This window comes from Vibrio hibernica (assembly GCF_015223435.1).
GTDB classification, from domain to species: Bacteria; Pseudomonadota; Gammaproteobacteria; order Enterobacterales; family Vibrionaceae; genus Vibrio; species Vibrio hibernica.
Genome location: NZ_VHKO01000012.1, coordinates 57707 through 78855, shown reverse-complemented (window position 1 = coordinate 78855; position 21149 = coordinate 57707). Strand labels below are relative to the sequence as shown.

At 40.0% G+C, this 21149-nt stretch carries 22 protein-coding genes; 6 read left to right on the top strand and 16 right to left on the bottom strand.

What is annotated here, in order from left to right; genetic code table 11:
• The first annotated feature begins 115 nt into the window (after nt 1-115).
• Nucleotides 116-691: a UPF0149 family protein gene (locus FH976_RS07240; RefSeq protein ID WP_194090223.1), complete on the top strand. Its 576-nt coding sequence runs from the start codon at nt 116-118 to the stop codon at nt 689-691.
• A 130-nt stretch (nt 692-821) separates the two neighbouring features.
• Here the strand turns inward: FH976_RS07240 and nadA are convergent, their stop codons facing one another.
• The 16 genes from nadA to aspS all read right to left on the bottom strand — a co-directional run bounded on the left by nadA (nt 822) and on the right by aspS (nt 15397).
• Nucleotides 822-1883, bottom strand: a complete 1062-nt coding sequence (gene nadA, locus FH976_RS07235) for a quinolinate synthase NadA (RefSeq protein WP_194090222.1) — start codon at nt 1881-1883, stop codon at nt 822-824.
• Nucleotides 1884-2009: 126 nt separating this feature from the next.
• Nucleotides 2010-2780 carry a tol-pal system protein YbgF gene (ybgF, locus tag FH976_RS07230; protein ID WP_194090221.1) on the bottom strand — a complete coding sequence of 257 codons (771 nt, stop codon included), beginning with the start codon at nt 2778-2780 and terminating at the stop codon, nt 2010-2012.
• Nucleotides 2781-2792: 12 nt separating this feature from the next.
• Nucleotides 2793-3317: a peptidoglycan-associated lipoprotein Pal gene (gene pal, locus FH976_RS07225; protein WP_194090220.1), complete on the bottom strand. Its 525-nt coding sequence runs from the start codon at nt 3315-3317 to the stop codon at nt 2793-2795.
• Nucleotides 3318-3350: 33 nt separating this feature from the next.
• Nucleotides 3351-4700, bottom strand: a complete 1350-nt coding sequence (tolB, locus tag FH976_RS07220; RefSeq protein ID WP_194090219.1) for a Tol-Pal system beta propeller repeat protein TolB — start codon at nt 4698-4700, stop codon at nt 3351-3353.
• Between the two features lie 48 nt (nt 4701-4748).
• Nucleotides 4749-5759 (bottom strand): cell envelope integrity protein TolA, encoded by a 1011-nt coding sequence (gene tolA / locus FH976_RS07215; protein ID WP_194090229.1) that lies wholly within the window; start codon nt 5757-5759, stop codon nt 4749-4751.
• A 7-nt stretch (nt 5760-5766) separates the two neighbouring features.
• The gene (gene tolR / locus FH976_RS07210; RefSeq protein WP_194090218.1) at nt 5767-6216 is read right to left on the bottom strand and encodes a protein TolR; all 450 of its coding nucleotides are present in this window, start codon (nt 6214-6216) and stop codon (nt 5767-5769) included.
• Between the two features lie 2 nt (nt 6217-6218).
• Nucleotides 6219-6905 (bottom strand): protein TolQ, encoded by a 687-nt coding sequence (gene tolQ, locus FH976_RS07205; protein ID WP_194090217.1) that lies wholly within the window; start codon nt 6903-6905, stop codon nt 6219-6221.
• A complete protein-coding gene (ybgC, locus tag FH976_RS07200) occupies nt 6895-7311 on the bottom strand; it encodes a tol-pal system-associated acyl-CoA thioesterase (protein ID WP_407701635.1) in 417 nt (138 codons plus the stop codon). The genes tolQ and ybgC overlap by 11 nt, the downstream gene beginning before the upstream one ends.
• A gap of 286 nt (nt 7312-7597) precedes the next feature.
• Nucleotides 7598-7876, bottom strand: coding sequence for a cyd operon protein YbgE (gene ybgE, locus FH976_RS07195; protein ID WP_267463521.1), 279 nt, complete (start codon nt 7874-7876; stop codon nt 7598-7600).
• A gap of 13 nt (nt 7877-7889) precedes the next feature.
• On the bottom strand, nt 7890-7997 hold the full coding sequence (gene cydX / locus FH976_RS07190) for a cytochrome bd-I oxidase subunit CydX (RefSeq protein WP_027697179.1): 108 nt from the start codon (nt 7995-7997) through the stop codon (nt 7890-7892).
• Nucleotides 7998-8009: 12 nt separating this feature from the next.
• Nucleotides 8010-9146 carry a cytochrome d ubiquinol oxidase subunit II gene (cydB, locus tag FH976_RS07185; RefSeq protein WP_194090214.1) on the bottom strand — a complete coding sequence of 379 codons (1137 nt, stop codon included), beginning with the start codon at nt 9144-9146 and terminating at the stop codon, nt 8010-8012.
• A 14-nt stretch (nt 9147-9160) separates the two neighbouring features.
• Nucleotides 9161-10747: a cytochrome ubiquinol oxidase subunit I gene (cydA, locus tag FH976_RS07180; protein ID WP_194090213.1), complete on the bottom strand. Its 1587-nt coding sequence runs from the start codon at nt 10745-10747 to the stop codon at nt 9161-9163.
• 434 nt (nt 10748-11181) lie between these two features.
• Nucleotides 11182-12186: a Holliday junction branch migration DNA helicase RuvB gene (gene ruvB, locus FH976_RS07175; RefSeq protein ID WP_194090212.1), complete on the bottom strand. Its 1005-nt coding sequence runs from the start codon at nt 12184-12186 to the stop codon at nt 11182-11184.
• 48 nt (nt 12187-12234) lie between these two features.
• Nucleotides 12235-12852, bottom strand: a complete 618-nt coding sequence (gene ruvA / locus FH976_RS07170; protein ID WP_194090211.1) for a Holliday junction branch migration protein RuvA — start codon at nt 12850-12852, stop codon at nt 12235-12237.
• A gap of 92 nt (nt 12853-12944) precedes the next feature.
• Entirely contained in the window at nt 12945-13466 is a 522-nt protein-coding gene (gene ruvC, locus FH976_RS07165) for a crossover junction endodeoxyribonuclease RuvC (protein WP_190329729.1), read from the bottom strand.
• 149 nt (nt 13467-13615) lie between these two features.
• Nucleotides 13616-15397 carry an aspartate--tRNA ligase gene (aspS, locus tag FH976_RS07160; protein ID WP_194090210.1) on the bottom strand — a complete coding sequence of 594 codons (1782 nt, stop codon included), beginning with the start codon at nt 15395-15397 and terminating at the stop codon, nt 13616-13618.
• A gap of 454 nt (nt 15398-15851) precedes the next feature.
• On the opposite strand from aspS, the gene cmoA reads away from it, so the two are divergent.
• The 5 genes from cmoA (at nt 15852) to FH976_RS07135 (ending at nt 21101) form a co-directional block, all read left to right on the top strand.
• The gene (gene cmoA / locus FH976_RS07155) at nt 15852-16580 is read left to right on the top strand and encodes a carboxy-S-adenosyl-L-methionine synthase CmoA (protein ID WP_194090209.1); all 729 of its coding nucleotides are present in this window, start codon (nt 15852-15854) and stop codon (nt 16578-16580) included.
• Nucleotides 16581-16639: 59 nt separating this feature from the next.
• Nucleotides 16640-17611, top strand: coding sequence for a tRNA 5-methoxyuridine(34)/uridine 5-oxyacetic acid(34) synthase CmoB (gene cmoB, locus FH976_RS07150; RefSeq protein ID WP_194090208.1), 972 nt, complete (start codon nt 16640-16642; stop codon nt 17609-17611).
• Between the two features lie 142 nt (nt 17612-17753).
• Nucleotides 17754-18530, top strand: a complete 777-nt coding sequence (locus FH976_RS07145; RefSeq protein ID WP_194090207.1) for an ATP-dependent zinc protease family protein — start codon at nt 17754-17756, stop codon at nt 18528-18530.
• An 87-nt stretch (nt 18531-18617) separates the two neighbouring features.
• Nucleotides 18618-20126, top strand: coding sequence for an inactive transglutaminase family protein (locus tag FH976_RS07140; protein WP_194090206.1), 1509 nt, complete (start codon nt 18618-18620; stop codon nt 20124-20126).
• 3 nt (nt 20127-20129) lie between these two features.
• Nucleotides 20130-21101 carry an alpha-L-glutamate ligase-like protein gene (locus tag FH976_RS07135; protein ID WP_194090205.1) on the top strand — a complete coding sequence of 324 codons (972 nt, stop codon included), beginning with the start codon at nt 20130-20132 and terminating at the stop codon, nt 21099-21101.
• Nucleotides 21102-21149 lie beyond the last annotated feature (48 nt).

The window sequence follows — 21149 nt, the reverse complement described above, 5'->3', positions numbered from 1 at the left end:
AAACAAATCACAAAATATCACGAACACAACATTTACCCGTATTTATTGACTTGCTCCTATTTCTCAAACCTACTCCTTGATATCATTGAACACTCACCTTTTTAAGGATTTCACTGTGACTTTAAATGAACTAATTGATCAACCAGAACTAGAAGACAAACTATTAAATACAGAGCAAACTATTGGTTTTTTAACGGCAATGGCCGCTGCACCTTATTTATTAGAGCCAACAGAATGGTTGCCATTCTTATGGGGAGGAGATGATACAGCCCCTTTTGAGACAGCAGAGCAATTTGAACAGTATGCAGAACTTATCATTGCCCAATGGAATCTGATTCATCCTGCACTTTTAGATGGCTCATGGACTTGGCCTGAAGGTTATAATCTTGATGAAGAAGAAGTCGTGACAGAGTCTGTACGTGATTTTGCTGAAGGTTTATTACAAGGATGGCAATTAACTCGAGATGATTGGGAGACGTTGATGCCAGAAGGAAGCGAAGATGATGCCTTATTGGGTGGCGTGTTACTTTCGGTAAGTATGCTTTACGACCCAGAGACTGCAATTACTACACTTTCAGACCAAGGCTTAACTGGGTTAGATGAATTCCAAGAAATTTACAATGCTATACCCGTAATGCTCTGTGGTTTGACTCAACGTGGTAACGTTTTAGCACAACAGGCTAAACATTAAAAAATACTATTAAAAATAATAAAGAGGCTGAGAAGATATGTCTTCCCGCCTCTTTTTCATAAGCATTTAGTCTGGATAAAATAGCTGGGGTTGATTCTAAGCGCTTACGATCTCATAAGCTACTTTGATCTTAAGCGTTACCTTTAACTGCCATATTTAGCGACTCAGCAAAATTTAGCATTCTATTTAGTGGAATTAAAGACTTCACGCGTATCTCCTCCTCCACAAATATTTCATGCTCTACACCACTTTCCGTTAGTGCTTTCTCAATCGCTTGTAGGCCATTCATCGCCATCCAAGGGCAATGTGCACAACTACGGCAAGTAGCACCATTTCCTGCCGTTGGTGCCTCTACCAATTCTTTTTCAGGAACCAATTGCTGCATTTTAAAGAAGATGCCTTTATCCGTTGCCACAATCAGCTTTTGGTTTGGTAAGGACTTGGCCGATTTAATCAATTGACTCGTTGAACCTACCGCATCGGCTAACTCAACGACACTAGCAGGAGATTCAGGATGAACCAATACCGCAGCTTCTGGATATAGGGCTTTCATATCTTTTAATGCTTTAGCCGAAAATTCATCATGTACGACGCACTCGCCTTGCCATAACAGCATTTCAGCACCTGTTTTATTCGCAATATAAGATCCAAGATGACGATCTGGCCCCCAAATGATTTTTTTATCTTGTGAATCTAAATGCTCGACAATTTCAAGTGCAATACTTGATGTCACGACCCAATCCGCACGAGCTTTCACGGCTGCCGATGTATTGGCGTATACAACCACGGTATGATCAGGGTGTGCATCACAGAATTCAGTAAACTTATCGGCCGGACAACCAAGATCAAGCGAACATTCAGCCTCTAATGTTGGCATTAATATAGTCTTCTCTGGAGTTAAAATCTTAGCTGACTCTCCCATAAAACGTACACCTGCAATGATCAGTGTCGATGCAGGATGACGATTACCAAACTTAGCCATTTCTAAAGAATCACCAACAAAACCACCGGTAGACTCTGCTAATGCTTGAATCTGTGGATCAGTATAATAATGAGCGATAAGCACTGCATCTTTTTCAGCTAACAACTTTTTGATATTAGCTATATGCACGTCTTTCTGTTCCTGAGTTAACGGAACTGGCTTCGGAGGAAATGGGTAGATAGTTTCGATTGTATCTGTAATGTGCGCCATTGCTATTACTCTACGCAAATTTTTTAGGTTTAAGTATTGTACACTTGTTAGATTGAATAAAAAACAAAAGCCACCTCTAGAGTGACTTGTATAGAATATTCAACTTTTTGTAATGATGGTGTATCTCTACAAGTTACCTTTGGCTAATTTAGCCGCTGAAGAGCTTGGATACTCTTTAATAACTTGCTGATAATATTTATTCGCTACATCATCTTTATTATTTCTCTTAGCAATATCCCCTAACTTAACTAAAGCATCAGGACGTTTCGGTGATTGCGTATCTGAAACAACAGAAGCAAAATTTTTCGCCGCATCAACATCTTGTTTTTTAGCAAAATATAACTGTCCTAACCAGTAGCTAGAATTACTAGAAAAACTAGACTTCGGATATTGAGTATTAAATTCCTTAAAGGCCGATATTGCACCATCATAATTACGATCTTTTAAGATCAAATCAACAGCGGCTTGGTAAGATGATTGTTCATCTTTACTCGCATCAAAGGCAGCGGTAGGAATAGCTACAGAAGTTGTGTTAGAAGAAGATACGGGCGTAGATTTTATATCTTTCAGATCTGATCTTAATTTGTCTAACTCAATAAAAAGCTGTCTTTGCCTTTCAACCGTTTGCTTCATTTCATAATTATTACGCTCAATTGTGCCGCGCAAACTAGTAATTTCAGCTTCTTGATTGTCAAGCTGTTGCTGCAGTCGAGCCTGAACACGATTACTGTTATCCAGTAAACGTTGAACACGTTGGAGATCACTTTCTGAACGCCCAGACTGGGAGCGCACTGTAGAGTCATTGAGATCAGATACTGGAGCAGAAGCAGCAAGCACTGGGCTTGCTGCAACTACTAGTAACGTAAGCGTAACAACTCGCTTTATGTTACCAAGCATAGATATCGCCTATTAGTAAACGATAACTGCGCGACGGTTTTTAGAATAAGCGTCTTCAGATTGGCCCATTTCTAACGGTTTCTCTTCGCCGTAGCTTACGATAGAGATTTGGTCAGCTTGAACACCTAGTGCTTGAATATACTTAGATACTGCTTCTGCACGACGCTCGCCTAGTGCGATGTTGTACTCAGGAGTACCACGCTCATCAGCATAACCTTCGATAGTTACTTTTACGTCAGGCATTGTGCTAAGGAATTTAGCGTGTGCTGCAAGTGTATCTTCATACTCAGATGAGATTTCAGATGTATCAAACTTAAAGAATACAGTAGAGTTTTCACGTAGCTTTTGCTCCGCTGCTACTATATCTTGCTCAGACATCACACCACTTTCACCAACTGTTGTTGCTACTGCAGTTTCTTGTTGAGAGCTAGTTTGAGCATCAGAGTTCTCTGCTGCATCATCGCTAGAGCTACAAGCTGCAACTGTTAGAAGAGGCAGTGCGATCAGTAATCCTTTAAGAATCTTATTAAGTTGCATATGTATTTTCCTTATATTGTCTAACTGTAGTTATTATAAAAATGGAGACCAAGCAGGAGCTTTCACTCTGCCATTTGTCGCTGGTAATAGTGCTCTAAATCGACCATCAAGAGAGACCATAGATAACACATTCTGCCCCTGATACATCGAACTATAAATCACCATACTACCATTTGGTGCCACACTAGGAGATTCATCCAATTGCGTTTTTGTCAGCACTTGAACAGCTCCTGTTTCCAAATCTTGCTTAGCTATATTAAACCCTTCTGCATTTCGATTCACCATAATTAAGAATCGACCATCAGGTGTAATTTGCCCACCAAGGTTTTGGCTACCCTGCCAAGTCAAACGAGTCGTCGCTTGATCTGACAAATTCACTTTATATATTTGCGGTAAACCGCCTCTATCTGAAGTAAATATTAAAGACTGACCATCTGGAACCCAGAATGGTTCAGTATTGTTTGCTCTACCACCTGTAATTTGCTTTAACTTACGAGTTTGTAGATCCAGTACATAAACTTGTAAACTTCCACTTTTTGAAAGTACCAACGCTAATTTTTTACCATCCGGAGAAAACTCTGGCGCTCCGTTATGGCGAGGAAATGCTGTCAGAATCTCAGTTTTACCTGAATAAATGTCCATCATATAAAGCTTAGCACTACCAGTCTGAAAACTGACATAAGCAAGCTTGCGTCCATCAGGCGACCATGCTGGTGACATTAAAGGTTGCTTAGAGCGTAATACTAGTCGCTCATTGTATCCATCATAGTCCGCAATACGTAATTGGTAAGGGTAATTACTTTTACTACTTACAACAACATAGGCAATTCTTGTTAAAAATGCACCTTTTTCACCAGTAAGTTTTTCGTAAACTAGATCTGAAATACGGTGAGCATATTCACGTAAACGCTTAGCTGGAACCACCGCTCTCTTACTGAAAAGTAAATAGTCTTTTGCTGGGACTAAATTACCATTTTCATCCAAAGCTTTACTCTTACCATTATTGAGCTGGCCACGAACAATATCAACTAATTGATATTGAATAATAAAATTCCCTTTACCGTCAGGACTAATCGAACCTGTAACCAAAGAGTCGACCCCTATATTATTCCACTGAGAAAAATTAATTTCCGCGTCCGTATAAGGTGTTTGCGGCATTTTCGATGTCGCTATCGGGTTAAATTTTCCACTACGTTGCAAGTCAGAGGAAATCACATCTGCAACATCTTGAGGTAGAGGCTCTTTTCCTTCCCATTTAAACGGTACCACACCAATTGGACGAGCAGAGTTCACACCTTCAGTAATAACAAGTTCTAATGCTGCGTTAGCCGTTTGGCTCGCAGTTAAGATAATAAATAACCCCAATAATACGCGTTTTATCACTGAATATTCCTTTTAGTGCTTATACCAATTTGACTGAACTAATCGGTATCATTTAGGTTCGACTGTTAAATTGATATTTTTCAATTGGTCGGCTACATCTTGCTCTGTTGGCAAAGGAAATGTTCCTACCTGAGCAACGGCGCGCTTAGCGGCTGAACATAATCTTGCATCACCATCTATAGGCGATACTTTGCTCACAATCGCACCTTTACCCGCTTGTATAAGGCGAATGTTAATTTTGCATGACTTACCTTTAAATGCATCTTCAGTTAACAGTTTCTCTTGGATCATTTGGGTGTAAATTGCACCATACCGAACCAGCTCTGACGTAATATATTTTTGTCTTGCGACTGAAATTTGTTCATTTTCAGCTTCAAGTCCAGAAAACACATCATTCAATGCTGTATCTTGAGCTTTCTTTTCTTTCGCTAAACGAGCTTCCTCAGCTGCTTTTGCATCAGCCTTTACTTTAGCATCCGCTTTAGCTTTAGCATCAGCTTTTTGTTTCGCCTCAGCAGCAGATTTAGCATCAGCTTTTGCTTTTGCATCTGCCATTATTTTCGCTTCAGCCGCGACCTTAGCCATTTCGACTGCTTTAGCTTCTTCTGCCGCTTTTGCTTTTGCTAGACGAACACTTTCTGCCTTAGCCGCTTCTTCTTTTGCTATAAGTGCTTTTTTTGCATCTGCTTTTTTCTTTTCTTGAGCTAATTGCTGCTGCCTTTCTTTTTCTCTTGCAGCTTTATCAGCTTCAACTTTTTGTTCTTTCAATTTTCTCTGTCTATCTTCTTCTTTTTTTCTATTTTGTTCTTTCCGCTCAGATTGCCGGCGCAGCTTATCAACTCTTTGTTGATCTGCTTTCTTAGCCGCATCGCGTTTCTCTCGAATACTTTTTGCTTGTTGTTCTATAACTTTAGGATCAATAACAACCGCTTCTACCATTTTGTGTTGCGGTTTTTTTTCTGTATCAGAAAACCATGATCCACCTAGCATCAATATCAAAATGATAAAGTGTAGACCTATAGAAATCAATACAGCTGATTTGTATTCTTTATTAAATATCAACAAATTAGCTGTTCTCTTTAATATCAGTTAACAATCCTACTTTTTCAATCCCGGCTTTACTCAACTGATCAAGTACTAATACAATATCGGCGTACGATGTTTTAGCATCACCACCCACAGCAACAGGTGAGTCAGGATTGATTTTACGCTCAGCTTTCACTCGAGTAATGACTTGTTCCATACCTAACCCACGAACCATGTCCTCATCATTAACACTCAAGCCTAATTGACCTTTTTGGTTAATTTCAACAATGATAAAACTTGCACCAGTATCACCCGCAATATCAGAGGCTGGTTTAGCCGTTTCAGTTTTAGGTAACTCAACCTCAACCCCTTGTGTAACAAATGGAGATGTCACCATGAAAATAATCAATAGCACCAACATAACATCTATATATGGTACAACATTAATCTCAGCTTTTAGTTGGCGCTTCTTACGAATGTACCCCGCCATAGTTATTCCTTATGCTCAGTCATGACTTGGCGGTGTAAAATACTGTGAAATTCTTCAGCAAAAGTAGCATAGTTATGCTCAAGCTTAGTGACCTGATTACTAAGACGGTTATAAGCCATAACCGCTGGAATTGCCGCAAATAAACCCATCGCAGTTGCAACTAGTGCTTCTGCAATGCCGGGTGCTACCATAGCCAATGTCGCCTGCTTAACTTGCCCAAGAGCAATAAAAGCAGTCATGATTCCCCAAACCGTACCAAATAAACCAATATAAGGACTAATTGACCCAACGGTGGCTAAAAATGGTAATTGATCTTCAAGTTCATCGATTTCTTTTGAAAGCGTCACACGCATAGAGCGCCCTGCTCCCTCCATCACATATTCGGCTGACGCACCTGGAGTACGGCGTAAACGTGCAAATTCAGTAAAACCAGCATAGAAAATTTGTTCTGAGCCTGTAATGTTATTTTTACGAGCTTTAACTTCTTGGTAAAGTTTAGAAAGATCAACACCTGACCAAAATTTCTCTTCAAATGTTATTGCATTTTTAGATGCACTGTTTAGTAATTTACTTCTTTTTAGGATCACTGCCCAAGAAAGAACTGACATACCAAGTAAAATAAGCATAACAAGCTTAACCAATAAACTTGCCTGTAAAAAAAGGTCAAAAATTGAAATATCAGCTGACACGAGTAAACTCCGACATAATTAGACTAGGAATAGCTTGTGGTTTCATTTGTTTAATGTTGACACAGGCTACCTTAACATTTGCTTTACACAAAACTTTGCCATCAAGATTGACTAACTCCTGACAAAATATCATGGATGCTTTTTTTAAAGTGATAATTGAAGTGAGCACTTCTAGCTGCTGATCCAGAGTAGCACCATGAATATAATCGATATCCATATGACGCACCACAAAACCAATTTCTTGGTCTAGAAGTAAGTATTGATATATGCCTAAAGAACGTAATAACTCGGTTCGAGCGCGCTCAAAAAATTTTAGATAATTTGAATGATAAACAACGCCACCAGCGTCAGTATCTTCATAATAAATGGTAATTGGCCATTTAAAAGCTGCTTTGAATTGATCGATCACACCACGTCCTTAAACAACATATAATTACTAATCACTATACAGTAACTTAGCTGATTCAATAATAGTATAAGTAGAAATTTTATTTAAATTAGGATCAATTGAATGTTTATCATTCATTTAGTTTTAGTGGTTAGTTATCTATAGGAAAAGAGACAGAAAAGGCAAATTGACATGATACAAATGGGAATAACGTTGTTACAAGGTATTAAATTGCTACCGTAAGAATTTTTAGCTCTAATGTCATAAATATCGATCACTTAAGAACTACGGTAGCATTTTATATTTAAACGTATAAGCATGAAAACATCACGAGTATCACGCCAGAAATATATGGGCTAAATAGCACTTGCCACAACCAAAAGACCGGCTTAAAACCAACACTGTAAATCATTGTGCTGCATAGCGCCCATATAAACAAAATGGCCAATAACACATTGAAGCCACCAACTTGATCCGCATAGGCTTTCGGCAACCACATAAACATACTGATATGAAACACTGCAACCATAAAAAACAGGGCTCTTAAGAGAGCCCTATCCATTGGTCGGTGTATATCAGTCATTTTTTGACTAATATTATTCACGATCCTCATCCATCATCTCTGAATGCTCTAACCAAAGAGCATTGATAATACCGAATGCACAGGCAAGTAATACGCCTAAGATCCAAGCAAAATACCACATATCAATGACTCCTTAATAAAGCGAATTTTTATTTTCTTCAATAAATTTATCATCAAGACGGCCAAACATTTTATAATAAGTCCAAGTGGTATAGCCAAGTATGGTAGGAACCATCACAGCGGCAACACCTGTCATTATTTGCAATGTTAACAAGCTTGATGTTGAATCCCACATTGTAAAGCTATCATTTGGATTTAAGCTTGATGGCATAACAAATGGGAACATCGCGAAACCTGCAGTCAAAATAACACCAGCACAAGTCAAGCTTGAAGCCACAAACGCCAATGCACCTTTTTCAGCTTTAGTAGCGATGATAGCAAAGACAGCCATAACAACACCTAAAGCCGGTGCTATCCACATCAATGGGTAAGTTGTAAAGTTAGCCATCCAAGCACCCTGCTCGCGTACGACTTCTTTAAGAAGAGGGTTCGATGGTCCATTATGATCCATTACACTCTTCACGACATAACCATCGATGTTTTGTATCCAAAATCCTGCGATAACAAATAACACTGCGACAGCAAGCCCAGTAACAATCGATACCGTACGTGCTCGATTATACACATCACCCGCGGTTTTCATTTGTAACCAAGTAGACCCTTGGAGTACAAACATAGAAACACTGACTAGGCCACATACTAAGGCAAATGGATTTAATAACCCAAAAAAGCTACCGTGGTATTGAGACATCATTAATTCATTCAGTTCAAATGGTACACCTTGAAGTAGGTTACCAAATGCCACACCAAAAATTAAAGGAGGCACAAAACCGCTGATTGAAATACAGATATCCCAGTTATTACGCCATTTTTGGGTTTCAATTTTTGAACGGTAATCTAGTGCCAATGGACGCAACCAAAGAGCTGCCAATGTGACATACATCGCCAAATAGAATCCAGAGAAAGACGTCGCATAGACCATCGGCCATGCAGCAAATAGCGCACCACCTGCCGTCACCAACCAGACTTGGTTACCATCCCAGTGCGGTGCGATTGAATTTATCATCACACGGCGCTGAATATCCGTTTTACCAATCAGTGGGACTAATGCACCCACTCCCATATCAAAACCATCTGTGATAGCAAAACCGATGAATAATACACCGATCAACACCCACCAGATTAATCGAAATGCTTCATAATCAAACATGAATTATCCTCTGCTTAAATTTCAACTTGACGAGAAACTTTACTCTCTAAAGAGGTATCGTTTTGCTCGAAGTGATAACGCCCTGTTTTCAAGCTACTAGGACCTTTACGTGCGAATTTAACCATTAAGTATACTTCAGCAACTAAGAAACACGTGTACAGTGCAATAATTGCAAAAATAGAGGTTAATATCTCACCACGCGATAATGCTGAGGCTGCGACATAAGTCGGTAATATTTCACCCACCGCCCATGGCTGGCGACCAAACTCAGCTACAAACCAACCGGTTTCTATCGCAATCCAAGGTAGAGGCATACTGAACATTGCAGCCTTTAATAACCAAGACTTCTGAGTGATTTTTTGACGACAAGTCTGAATAAATGCAAAACCAAATACGGCTAGCATGATAATTCCACACGCCACCATAATTCGGAATGACCAGAATATAGGCCACACTGTTGGAATTGAATCATCCGCTGCAGCTTTAATTTGCTCTTCTGACGCATCAACTACCTTATCCGTGTAGCGTTTTAGCAATAAGCCATAACCCAGATCATGTTTCACTTCATCGAACGCTGAAACATTCGCTTCTGATTTATCACCAGCGCGCAATTTCTCAAGCAAACCATAAGCAATCATACCATTTCGAATACGCACTTCATGTTCAGCTTTCAGATCTTTTAAGCCTGTGACTTGTTTATCCAATGAACGAGTCGCCATTATACCCATAGCATATGGGATTTTAATCGCATAGTCGGTATGCATTGTTTCTTGGTTAGGTAAACCAAATGCAGTAAATGCAGCAGGAGCAGGCTCTGTATTCCACTCAGATTCAATCGCAGCAAGCTTCACCTTTTGTACTTCACCAACTTCATAACCTGATTCATCACCCAGCACTAATACCGATAGAATAGCCGCCATACCAAAAGAAGCGGCAATCGCAAAAGAACGACGAGCAAATGGGATATCTCGGCCTTTCAATAAGTAGTAAGAACTCACACCTAAGATAAACATCGCACCACAGGTATATCCAGCAGCGACAGTATGAACAAACTTAACTTGTGCGACAGGATTAAAGATCACTTCAGAAAAACTAACCATTTCCATACGCATTGTTTCAAAGTTGAATTCTGAACCAACTGGATTTTGCATCCAACCATTAGCAATAAGAATCCAAAGCGCAGAGAAGTTAGAACCGATAGCGACTAGCCACGTAACCGTTAAATGCTGACGCTTAGATAATCGATCCCAACCGAAGAAGAAAAGACCAACCATGGTTGATTCTAAGAAAAAAGCAACTAAGGCTTCAATGGCTAAAGGAGCACCAAAAATATCCCCTACATAATGAGAATAGTAAGACCAGTTAGTACCAAACTGAAACTCCATAGTTAGGCCAGTTGCCACACCAAGAGCAAAGTTAATACCAAAAAGCTTACCCCAGAACTTAGTCATGTCCTTGTAGATTTGCTTCCCTGTCATTACATAAACTGATTCCATGATGGCAAGCAAAAATGCCATACCGAGAGTCAGGGGAACAAATAGGAAGTGATACATCGCTGTCATTGCAAATTGCAACCGCGATAGATCAACAACATCAATCATGGTAACTCCTTTTTATTTCGTATAGGCACCCATAATAAGGTGTTAATAACGATTAGGATGGTTAATGTCGACACGTTTATTTTGAACTAACATCAGTTGTTATAAAGTTGTGCCAGATTTGTTGTTATATTGTTAAGTATTAGCTAATATAGACAATGCTAATATTACTTGTTAAATATTCACCTTTCAAAGGTTTTTCAAAAAAAAGTTCTTTGATACATATCAAGCATCATCATCGTAATACTTACTACTTTGCTAAATCATAAGAACAAAATGTATCTAAGTATTAATGATAGACTTTAAACAGAACAACGTTTAAAAAATTGAAAGCATCGAGATATGAGCAGAAGAATTGTAGAAGACTGGAGTGGAGATGCAAGCATGGAAGAAGGACAATTACTCTTAATTATCCTTTAGTTACATTTTTAATTACCCTATTTATCAATACCAAAATGAAGGTAAGCCCGATCGCTGGCAATTCGCCCTCTTGGTGTTCTTTGCAAGTATCCCTGTTGGATCAAATACGGCTCAATGACATCTTCAATCGTGTCTTTCTCTTCACCAATAGCCGCCGCTAAATTATCAAGCCCAACAGGACCACCTGAAAACTTCTCCATAATGGCTAAAAGTAATTTTCTATCCATATAGTCAAAGCCTTGGTTATCCACATCCAGCATATTCAGCGCCTTATCTGCGGTATCGGCACAAATATGGCCATTCCCTTTCACTTCTGCGTAATCACGAACTCGACGTAATAATCGATTCGCGATTCGAGGCGTCCCTCTTGCTCGTCGAGCGACCTCTAAAGCACCCTCCTCTTCCATCGAAAGACCTAGGCAATCGGCACTGCGTTTAACAATATGCTGCAGATCTTCAATTTTGTAGTACTCAAGGCGCTGCACAATACCAAAACGATCGCGCAACGGAGACGTTAATGAACCTGCGCGGGTAGTGGCACCAATTAGAGTAAAAGGAGGGAGATCAATTTTAATAGAACGTGCTGCCGGGCCTTCACCAATCATTATATCGAGTTGATAATCTTCCATCGCGGGATACAAAATCTCTTCAACCACAGGGCTCAATCGATGAATTTCATCAATAAACAAAATATCGTTCGCTTCAAGGTTTGTCAGTAAAGCGGCCAAATCACCCGCCTTCTCCAGCACTGGACCCGACGTCGTTCGAATACTGACTTCCATTTCATTGGCGACAATATTGGCTAATGTTGTTTTACCTAAACCTGGAGGACCAAAAATCAATAAATGGTCTAATGGCTCACTGCGTAATTGCGCCGCTTTAATAAAAATTTCCATCTGATCACGCACATGATCTTGCCCACGGTAATCCGCTAGCTTTTTTGGACGTATTGCTCTATCAATTATTTCTTCATCGCGAAAAATTGGGTTTTCAGGAGCAATCAAGCGATCAGCTTCAATCATTGGAGGCCTATGGAACTAAGAAAATTAAAGGAATTTAGAGAAGACATCTTATACCATTGACTTGAGTGCTTCACGGATAATGTTTTCACTACTCATATCAGGTTTAGCAACTTGAGCAACCACTTTAGAAGCCATTGGTGGCTTATACCCTAAAGAAATTAATGCGCTAACAGCTTCATCTTCTGCATGATTAGAACGAGAATTGAAACCAGAATCCATCGGCGCTGCATCCGTCGCTGGCGTAAACAGATCGTGAGTTGTCCACCCTTTCAATCGATCTTTCATTTCAACCACAAGTCGTTCCGCTGTTTTCTTACCAACACCCGGTAATTTAACTAGCGTTGTGACATCTTCATGCTCTACACAAGTGACGAACTGAGAAGCAGTCATACCCGATAAAATCGCTAAGCCAAGCTTTGGTCCAACACCATTCGCCTTGATCACTTCACGAAATAAAGCACGCTCTTTTACGGTATTAAAGCCATATAAAAGTTGTGCGTCTTCTCGTACCACAAAGTGAGTATAAATAATGGCTTCTTCATTCACATTAGGCAGCTCATAAAAACAGCTCATCGGCATTTGTACTTCGTACCCAATACCCGACACTTCAATTAAAACTTCCGGTGGTTGCTTTTCAATAATGACCCCACGTAAACGACCAATCACTCGACTTTCCTTCCATTCATTATTTTACAATTGCCTAATCATAATAACTTACTGGATAAACATCCAGTACATATTAATATTGAAGGAAGTATTTACCGGTAACGGCCACGGCGAGAACTACTGGCTTGACCAGCTAAAGCAATGAGGGTTTTGTTGGTATTCGCATGACAAATTGCTACACCTAATGCATCGGCAGCATCCGCCTGCGGTTTAGCGGATAATTTCAACATACTTTGAACCATATGCTGTACCTGCTCTTTTGTTGCCGCGCCAGTTCCTACCACAGATTGCTTAATTAAACGCGCCGCATATTCAAATACTGGTAAATCTGCATTGACGGCAGCGACAATTGCGCTCCCCCGAGCTTGTCCAAGCTTAAGCGCTGAGTCAGGATTCTTCGCCATAAAGACTTGTTCAATTGCAAACACATCAGGCTGAAATTGGGTGATAATTTCAGAAACACCTGCATATATTTGCTTTAAACGGCCTGGCAATTCCTTTTCTGACATACGGATACAACCACTACCCAAATACTGTAAATATCGCCCTTCTTGACGGATCACACCATAACCTGTGATTCGAGAACCGGGATCAATCCCAAGGATAATTGTCATGCATTCCCTTATTGTCAGCCAAGCAGTAATAAAGTTAAGCCGCTTTAAAAACAAAACACCTACACACTAATCAATAGAATGTAGGCGTTGATTAATCAAACCTAATAGCATTTATACTCATATAAATTTGAGCATAATAATAGGCTTAACTATTTTTCTTCTGTTTTATCTTGTGCAATAGCGACCGCAATTGAAAGCTCCTCAAGCGCAGCAGGATTAGCAAGGCTTGGTGCATTAGTCAATGGACAGGCCGCAGCGGTTGTTTTAGGGAATGCGATCACATCACGGATATTATCAGTTCCACACAGCAACATAACCAAACGGTCCAAACCAAACGCTAAACCTGCATGTGGTGGTGTGCCATATCTAAGTGCGTCTAATAAAAAGCCAAATTTCAAGCGTTGCTCTGTCTCTTCAATGCCAAGTAAACCAAACACCGCCGATTGCATCTCCGTATTATGGATACGAACTGAGCCACCGCCCACTTCATAACCATTAATCACCATATCGTATGCATTTGAAATAGCGCTAGCAGGATTATCAAGCAGCTCTTCTGCCGTCATATTTAATGGTGATGTAAATGGATGGTGCATCGCATGCAAGTTTCCTTCATCGTCTTGTTCAAACATTGGGAAATCAATAACCCATAAAGGTTTCCAAGCGGCACTATCGGTTAATTCTAGGTCATTACCTAATTTAACACGCAGCGCTCCCATTGCTTCAGAAACAATATTCCCTTTGTCTGCGCCAAATAAAATGATGTCACCAGATTGAGCGCCTGTACGCTGTAAAATACCGTTAATCACATCTTCGTTCAGGAATTTCGCCACTGGAGATTGGATGCCTTCCAAACCTGCATCCAGATCATTTACTTTCATCCATGCTAAGCCTTTGGCGCCATAAATACCGACAAAGCTGCCGTATTCATCAATTTGCTTACGAGAAAGTGATGCACCACCGGGAACTCGAATAACGGCTACTCGACCTTTTTCATCGTTTGCTGGACCAGAAAAAACTTTAAATTCGACATCTTTTACTAGATCAGCCACATCTACGAGCTCAAGAGGGTTACGCAGATCTGGTTTATCTGAGCCAAAACGACGAATCGCTTCAGAGAAAGGCATGATTGGGAAATCACCAAGATCGACATTCAGCAACTCTTGCCACATATTACGAACCATAGTCTCTGTCACGCCGCGAACTTGTTCAGCTGACATAAACGAGGTTTCGATATCGATTTGAGTAAATTCAGGTTGACGGTCGGCACGTAAATCTTCATCACGGAAACATTTTACGATTTGATAGTAACGATCAAAACCCGACATCATCAATAATTGTTTAAACAGCTGTGGAGACTGTGGCAATGCGTAAAAACTACCTTTATGAACACGGCTTGGTACTAAATAATCACGAGCACCTTCCGGCGTTGCTTTAGTCAACACTGGTGTTTCGATATCAAGAAATCCATTCTCATCAAGAAAACGACGAACAAAACTAGAGGCTTTAGCGCGCAATTTAATACGGTCACTCATTTCAGGGCGACGTAGATCAATATAACGATATTTCAGGCGCTGCTCTTCTGAATTGGTTTGATTGAAATCCAATGGTAATGGTTCCGAACGATTTATGATCTCAAGACCGGTGGCATAAACTTCAACTTCACCCGTCGTCATATCTTTGTTGATTTGAGTATCAGGACGCGCTCGTACTTCACCGGTAAGCTTGATACAAAATTCATTACGTAGTTGATTGGCTTCTGTAAAAATTTCCGTCATATCTGGATTGATGACAACTTGAACAATGCCTTCACGATCACGCATATCGATGAAAATAAGACCGCCTAAATCACGGCGGCGATTAACCCACCCGCAAAGTTCTACAGTTTGTCCCGCAAGGGCTTTGTTCAGATGACCACAATACTGGGTGCGCATAATGAATTTCCCAATCTCTTTAATTTATTGTTCGAAAGACGACAAACGCTCTCAACCATTGACGTTTTCAGCAATTGAAAGTGCCGCACTAATTTATATCCGTTATTTATACTTGGAAAGGCAACAAAAATCGACCATAAGCGCACGAATTTATCACCTTTTCTATAGATTTAATTCGAATAAACAAAAAATGCTCAATAGTTATTCAACTTGCTGGTCGTAGAATGGTTACCCAACTTAAACCAGACTAAACAACAAACAATTTACGGCCAACTTTCATTCATTTCTGTCAGCTGGATGAAATAATATAAAATATAATCACAACCCCGTAGCAGAAGAGGCCAAGTTGCCTTAAAATAAAGACTCATATTTCATAATGATAAATCCAAAAGTAATAGGCTAATTTATCCTACTGCCAAAAAGATATTTTCAACGAATTGCTAAGCGAGTTCATATGAGTCAGCGTGATGTTATTTTTTCTGCGCCAATTGAAAAAATGGGTGATTTCACTTTTGATGAAAAAGTTGCCGAAGTATTCCCTGATATGATCCAAAGGTCGGTGCCCGGTTACAGTAATATCATCTCAGCTATTGGCATGCTTGCAGAGCGCTTTGCAAAATCGAACTCTCATATTTATGATTTAGGTTGCTCGTTGGGCGCAGCGACCCTATCAATGCGTCGTCATATCCAAAAAGAAAACTGTAAAATTATTGCTGTCGATAATTCACCGGCGATGGTTGAACGCTGTAAACGTCATATTGATGCTTATCGTTCAGAGACTCCAGTTGAGGTGATAGAAGCCGATATCCGTAACATTGAAATCAAAAATGCTTCCGTCGTTGTACTCAATTTCACTTTACAGTTTCTTTCCCCTGAAGATCGCTATGCTCTACTCGAAAAAATCCATATTGGATTGCGACCTGGTGGCATTTTAATTTTATCGGAAAAATACATCTTCAAAAACAACGTTGCTCATGAGCTATTAATTGATTTACACCACGACTTTAAACGGGCCAATGGTTATAGCGAATTAGAGGTCAGTCAAAAACGTAGCGCCATTGAAAATGTGATGAAACCTGACAGTATTTCTGCGCACAAAGAACGCTTTAAAGCCATTGGTTTTAGTAGTTATGAAGTCTGGTTCCAATGCTTTAATTTTGGGTCAATGTTCGCCATAAAATAATGATATGAATTAGTTACCCAGAACATCCATACCAACACTTAATAAAAGAAATAAATTTTATGTTTAACTTTGCTAATTTCTATCAACTCATTGCCCAGGAACCTCGTTTACAGTCTTGGTTAAATATGTTGCCTCAGCAATTAACGGATTGGCAAAATGCCGAACATGGTGATTTTGAACGCTGGGTGAAAGCGTTAAATAAAATTTCCGACCAAGCACCCGACGAGATTGATTTGTGCAATGAAGTTCGAATTAACAATGATCAGCCCATTTCATTCGGCGAGCAAAAAAAACTCGAAAGCCTATTACGAACCTTTCATCCCTGGCGTAAAGGTCCCTACCACATTCATGGGCTAGATATTGATACTGAATGGCGCTCCGATTGGAAATGGGATCGCGTTTTACCCCATATTTCTGATTTAACGCACCGCTCTGTATTAGATGTAGGTTGTGGCAATGGTTATCACATGTGGCGCATGCTTGGTGCTGGTGCTCGTATGTGCGTTGGCATCGATCCTTCTCACCTTTTCCTTATTCAATTTGAAGCCATTCGTAAATTAATGGGTAATGAACAACGCGCCCATCTTTTACCTTTAGGCATTGAGCAACTTCCGGAACTGAAAGCATTTGATACCGTTTTTAGTATGGGAGTGTTGTACCATCGCCGCTCACCACTCGATCATTTATATCAACTTAAAAATCAATTAGTCTCAGGTGGTGAGTTAGTTCTTGAAACGCTGGTTATTGATGGTGATGAGAATGCCGTTTTAGTACCAATTGATCGCTATGCTCAGATGCGTAATGTTTATTTCTTTCCATCAGCTAAAGCATTGAAAGTTTGGTTAGAAAAATGTGGATTTATTAACGTTAAAATTGTTGATGAGAATGTAACCTCTGTTGGCGAACAACGCACTACCGATTGGATGACCCATAATTCATTACCAGATTATTTAGATCCCAACGACGAAAACAAAACGATTGAAGGCTATCCTGCGCCACGTCGCGCTGTCTTAATTGCCACGAATCCTTAATTTTATGAGTCGAATCACTCAAGCAAAATATTGCACACTTCACGTCAAGATTGAGATACGCTAAACTTTGGCTAACAAGCACTTAGCGTATCAATAATGATCAAACGTCCATCATTACTTAAAAGGTTAACAACTACTTAGTATGTTAAAAAAAATCGCAAGTCTTACACCTTTATTACTGCTTTCTGGTTGTGCATTAATGAATAGTGATGAGTACTCAAAGAAAACAATTGATGCTATGTCCGAAAGTGAGCAAAAACTTTCCTCTCAGCTGCAAGAAATTAATTTAAATTTAAGTAATCAAACGGATTACATTGAAAGTTTAGAAGCATCGATTATTAATTTAAGCAATGAAGTGGAAACGCTTAAAAAAAATCAACGTCACATAAGAACCGTTACCGTACAAGCGAAAAACCCCGCCCCCAACACGCCCAATCCTACTTTACTCGCGAGTACAGTTCCTGATTTAAAAGCAGGCATGGTTGCACTCGGTTCTTTAGAATATCTTTATATTGATGTCATTAAATCGGAATTTACCGCCCGTATAGATACTGGCGCGACTACCTCCTCTATTAATGCGGCAGATATGCAAGAATTCGACCGTAATGGCAAACGTTGGGTAAGATTTCATGTTTTAGATGACAACGATCCTGAAGCCAGAAAATGGGTTGAAGCGCCTATTATTCGTCATGTCAAAATTCGTCAATCAACTGAAGATAAAAAACTAGAGCGCCGCGCAGTGGTTGAATTGTGGATTAAAATTGGTTCAATACATGAAAAGGCACAGTTTACACTTGCTGACCGTTCTCAAATGGATTACCCAATATTACTCGGTAGAGAGTTCATCCAAGATATTGCAGTTGTGGATGTAAGCCGAAAATTCATCCAAAAACCCCAAAAAAAGTCAGATATAAAATAAGCCGTCATTAAATAATATCAACTAGATATCCATAAAATTAGATATACTAAAACACTACCAGTTCATAGACAGATTTAAGGAATCATTATGACGTCTAGAGTGCCATTTTATTTTCTCATTGCCATTCTTGTCGCCGCAGGGATAACTCTCAGTGTTATGCGTCATCAAGACTATGGTGTTCCTTGGACTCCAGGTGAAACGCGACAAGTTTGGGACGTTGAAGCCCGAGTCGAATTTATTGCCTCTGATGGCCCAGTAAAAGTCTCACTGGCCGCACCACATACTCAAAACGGATTTACTCTGGTTGATGAAAGTGCATCCTCTTCAGGTTATGGACTTTCATATATCAATACAGACACTGGCCGTCGCGCCGAATGGTCCATCCGTCATGCCAGTGGCCCACAGACTATTTATTATAAAACACAGTTTTTAGTCGACCCTCAAGCACGTGTTTCAACGGTTCCACCCATAGATAAAGATCTTATTGAGCCAACCTTTACCGGGCCTCAACAAGCCGCCGCTACATCAATTTTAGAACAAGCATCGGCTCGTTCTTCAGATAACAGCACATTAACACGTGAAATCATTAAGCAGTTTAATGATCCCGATAATCAAAATGCTTCATTATTGCTGGATGATTTCGCCAAAGTAGATGCGATTTCTAAATTGTTAGCGACATCCAATATTTACAGTAAAACCGTGGGCGTTGTAGAGATGGAAGATGGCCGTCGTCGTCAATCTATTATTCCTATGATTGAAGTATGGGATGGCGAAGCATGGACATTATTTAACTCAGAAACAAACGTACAAGGCGTCACTGATAATATGCTTATCTGGGATGAGTCTAACGTTTCATTACTCGATGTGATCGGAGGCAAACAAAGTAAAGTTTACTTCTCTATGCTTTCTCACGATGTATCGCCAAATAATGCCACGAAACAAAAAATTGTTGCTGATAACTTGCTCAATTTCTCTATTCATAGCTTACCGCTTGAAGAACAGTCAATGTTTAAGACCATTATGCTTATCCCGATTGGTGCATTAATTGTGGTTTTCTTGCGAGTCTTAATTGGTTTAAAAACCTCTGGTACTTTTATGCCAGTATTGATTGCGGTTGCGTTTGTGCAGACTCAATTACTACCCGGTATTGTCGGTTTTTTATTGATTGTCGGAACCGGTCTGGTAATTCGAGGCTATTTATCTAAGCTGAATTTACTGCTTGTATCCCGAATATCTGCGGTCATTATAACGGTAATATTGATCATTTCAGTATTCACTATTGTGGCGTTTAATATCGGCCTAACTCAAGGCCTAACCATTACCTTCTTCCCGATGATTATTTTATCGTGGACCATTGAACGTATGTCGATTCTTTGGGAAGAAGAAGGAGCGAAAGAAGTCTTAATGCAAGGTGGTGGATCATTGTTTACGGCTGTGATTATCTATCTAGCAATGACGAATTCTTATGTTCAACATTTCACCTTTAACTTTATTGGTACTCAGTTCATTATCTTGGCCTGTATCCTAGCGCTTGGTAATTACACTGGATATCGCTTACTTGAGTTAAAAAGATTCAAACCACTTGCGGAGGACTAAGCCATGTTTTCAATGTTTACTTCACCGCAGAAGCTGAATGCAAAAGGCATAATGGGAATGAACAAGCGTAATAGCGCCTTTATCAGTCGTTATAATGATCGTTCTAAATACCCGTTAGTTGATGATAAGCTCAAAACTAAAATCATTGCCCAGCAACATGGCGCAACCGTACCTAAACTGATTGGTGTCATCGGTCAACAAGCTGAAGTAAAACGAATTCATACCATGGTAAAAGATTGGCCTGGATTTGTAATTAAGCCCGCACAAGGCTCTGGTGGGAAAGGCATTTTAGTTGTCATTTCACATAAAGATGGGGTTTATATAAAACCGTCTGGTCAAGCCATTAATGAGCAAGATGTTGAGCGCCATATCAGTAATGCTTTAGCTGGTTTATTTTCACTTGGCGGTAAAAATGATGTTGCAGTCGTAGAGAACTTAATAAAATTTGATGATGTCTCTTTCGATGGCTTTAGCTATGAAGGTGTTCCTGATATTCGAGTAATCGTATTTAAAGGCTACCCAGTTATGGCCATGATGCGTTGCTCAACGGCAGCATCTGATGGTAAAGCGAATTTACACCAAGGCGCAGTTGGCGTGGGGTTGGATATTGCAACGGGCCGTGCGGTTCGGGCGGTTCAGTTTGACCACCCTATTTCTCATCACCCAGATACCGATAAACCACTGAATGAACTAGTGGTCCCAAATTGGGAGAAACTACTCACTCTCGCATCAAGCGCGTGGGAGATGACTGGATTAGGGTATATGGGGACAGACATGGTACTCGACAAAGAAGAAGGTCCAATGGTACTGGAGTTAAATGCTCGCCCTGGGCTTGCTATTCAGATCGCCAATGGTGCAGGTCTTCTGCCTCGCTTACATCATATTGAGAACTTAGGCGTGCCATTAGAGTATCCAAAACCTGCTGAACGTGTTGCTTATGCTGCAAAGCACTTTTCAGCCAAACCACAGTTCTAAAGTTATCAAAAACCTAAAACTATAAAGCCTAAATAAAAAACCGCAGAT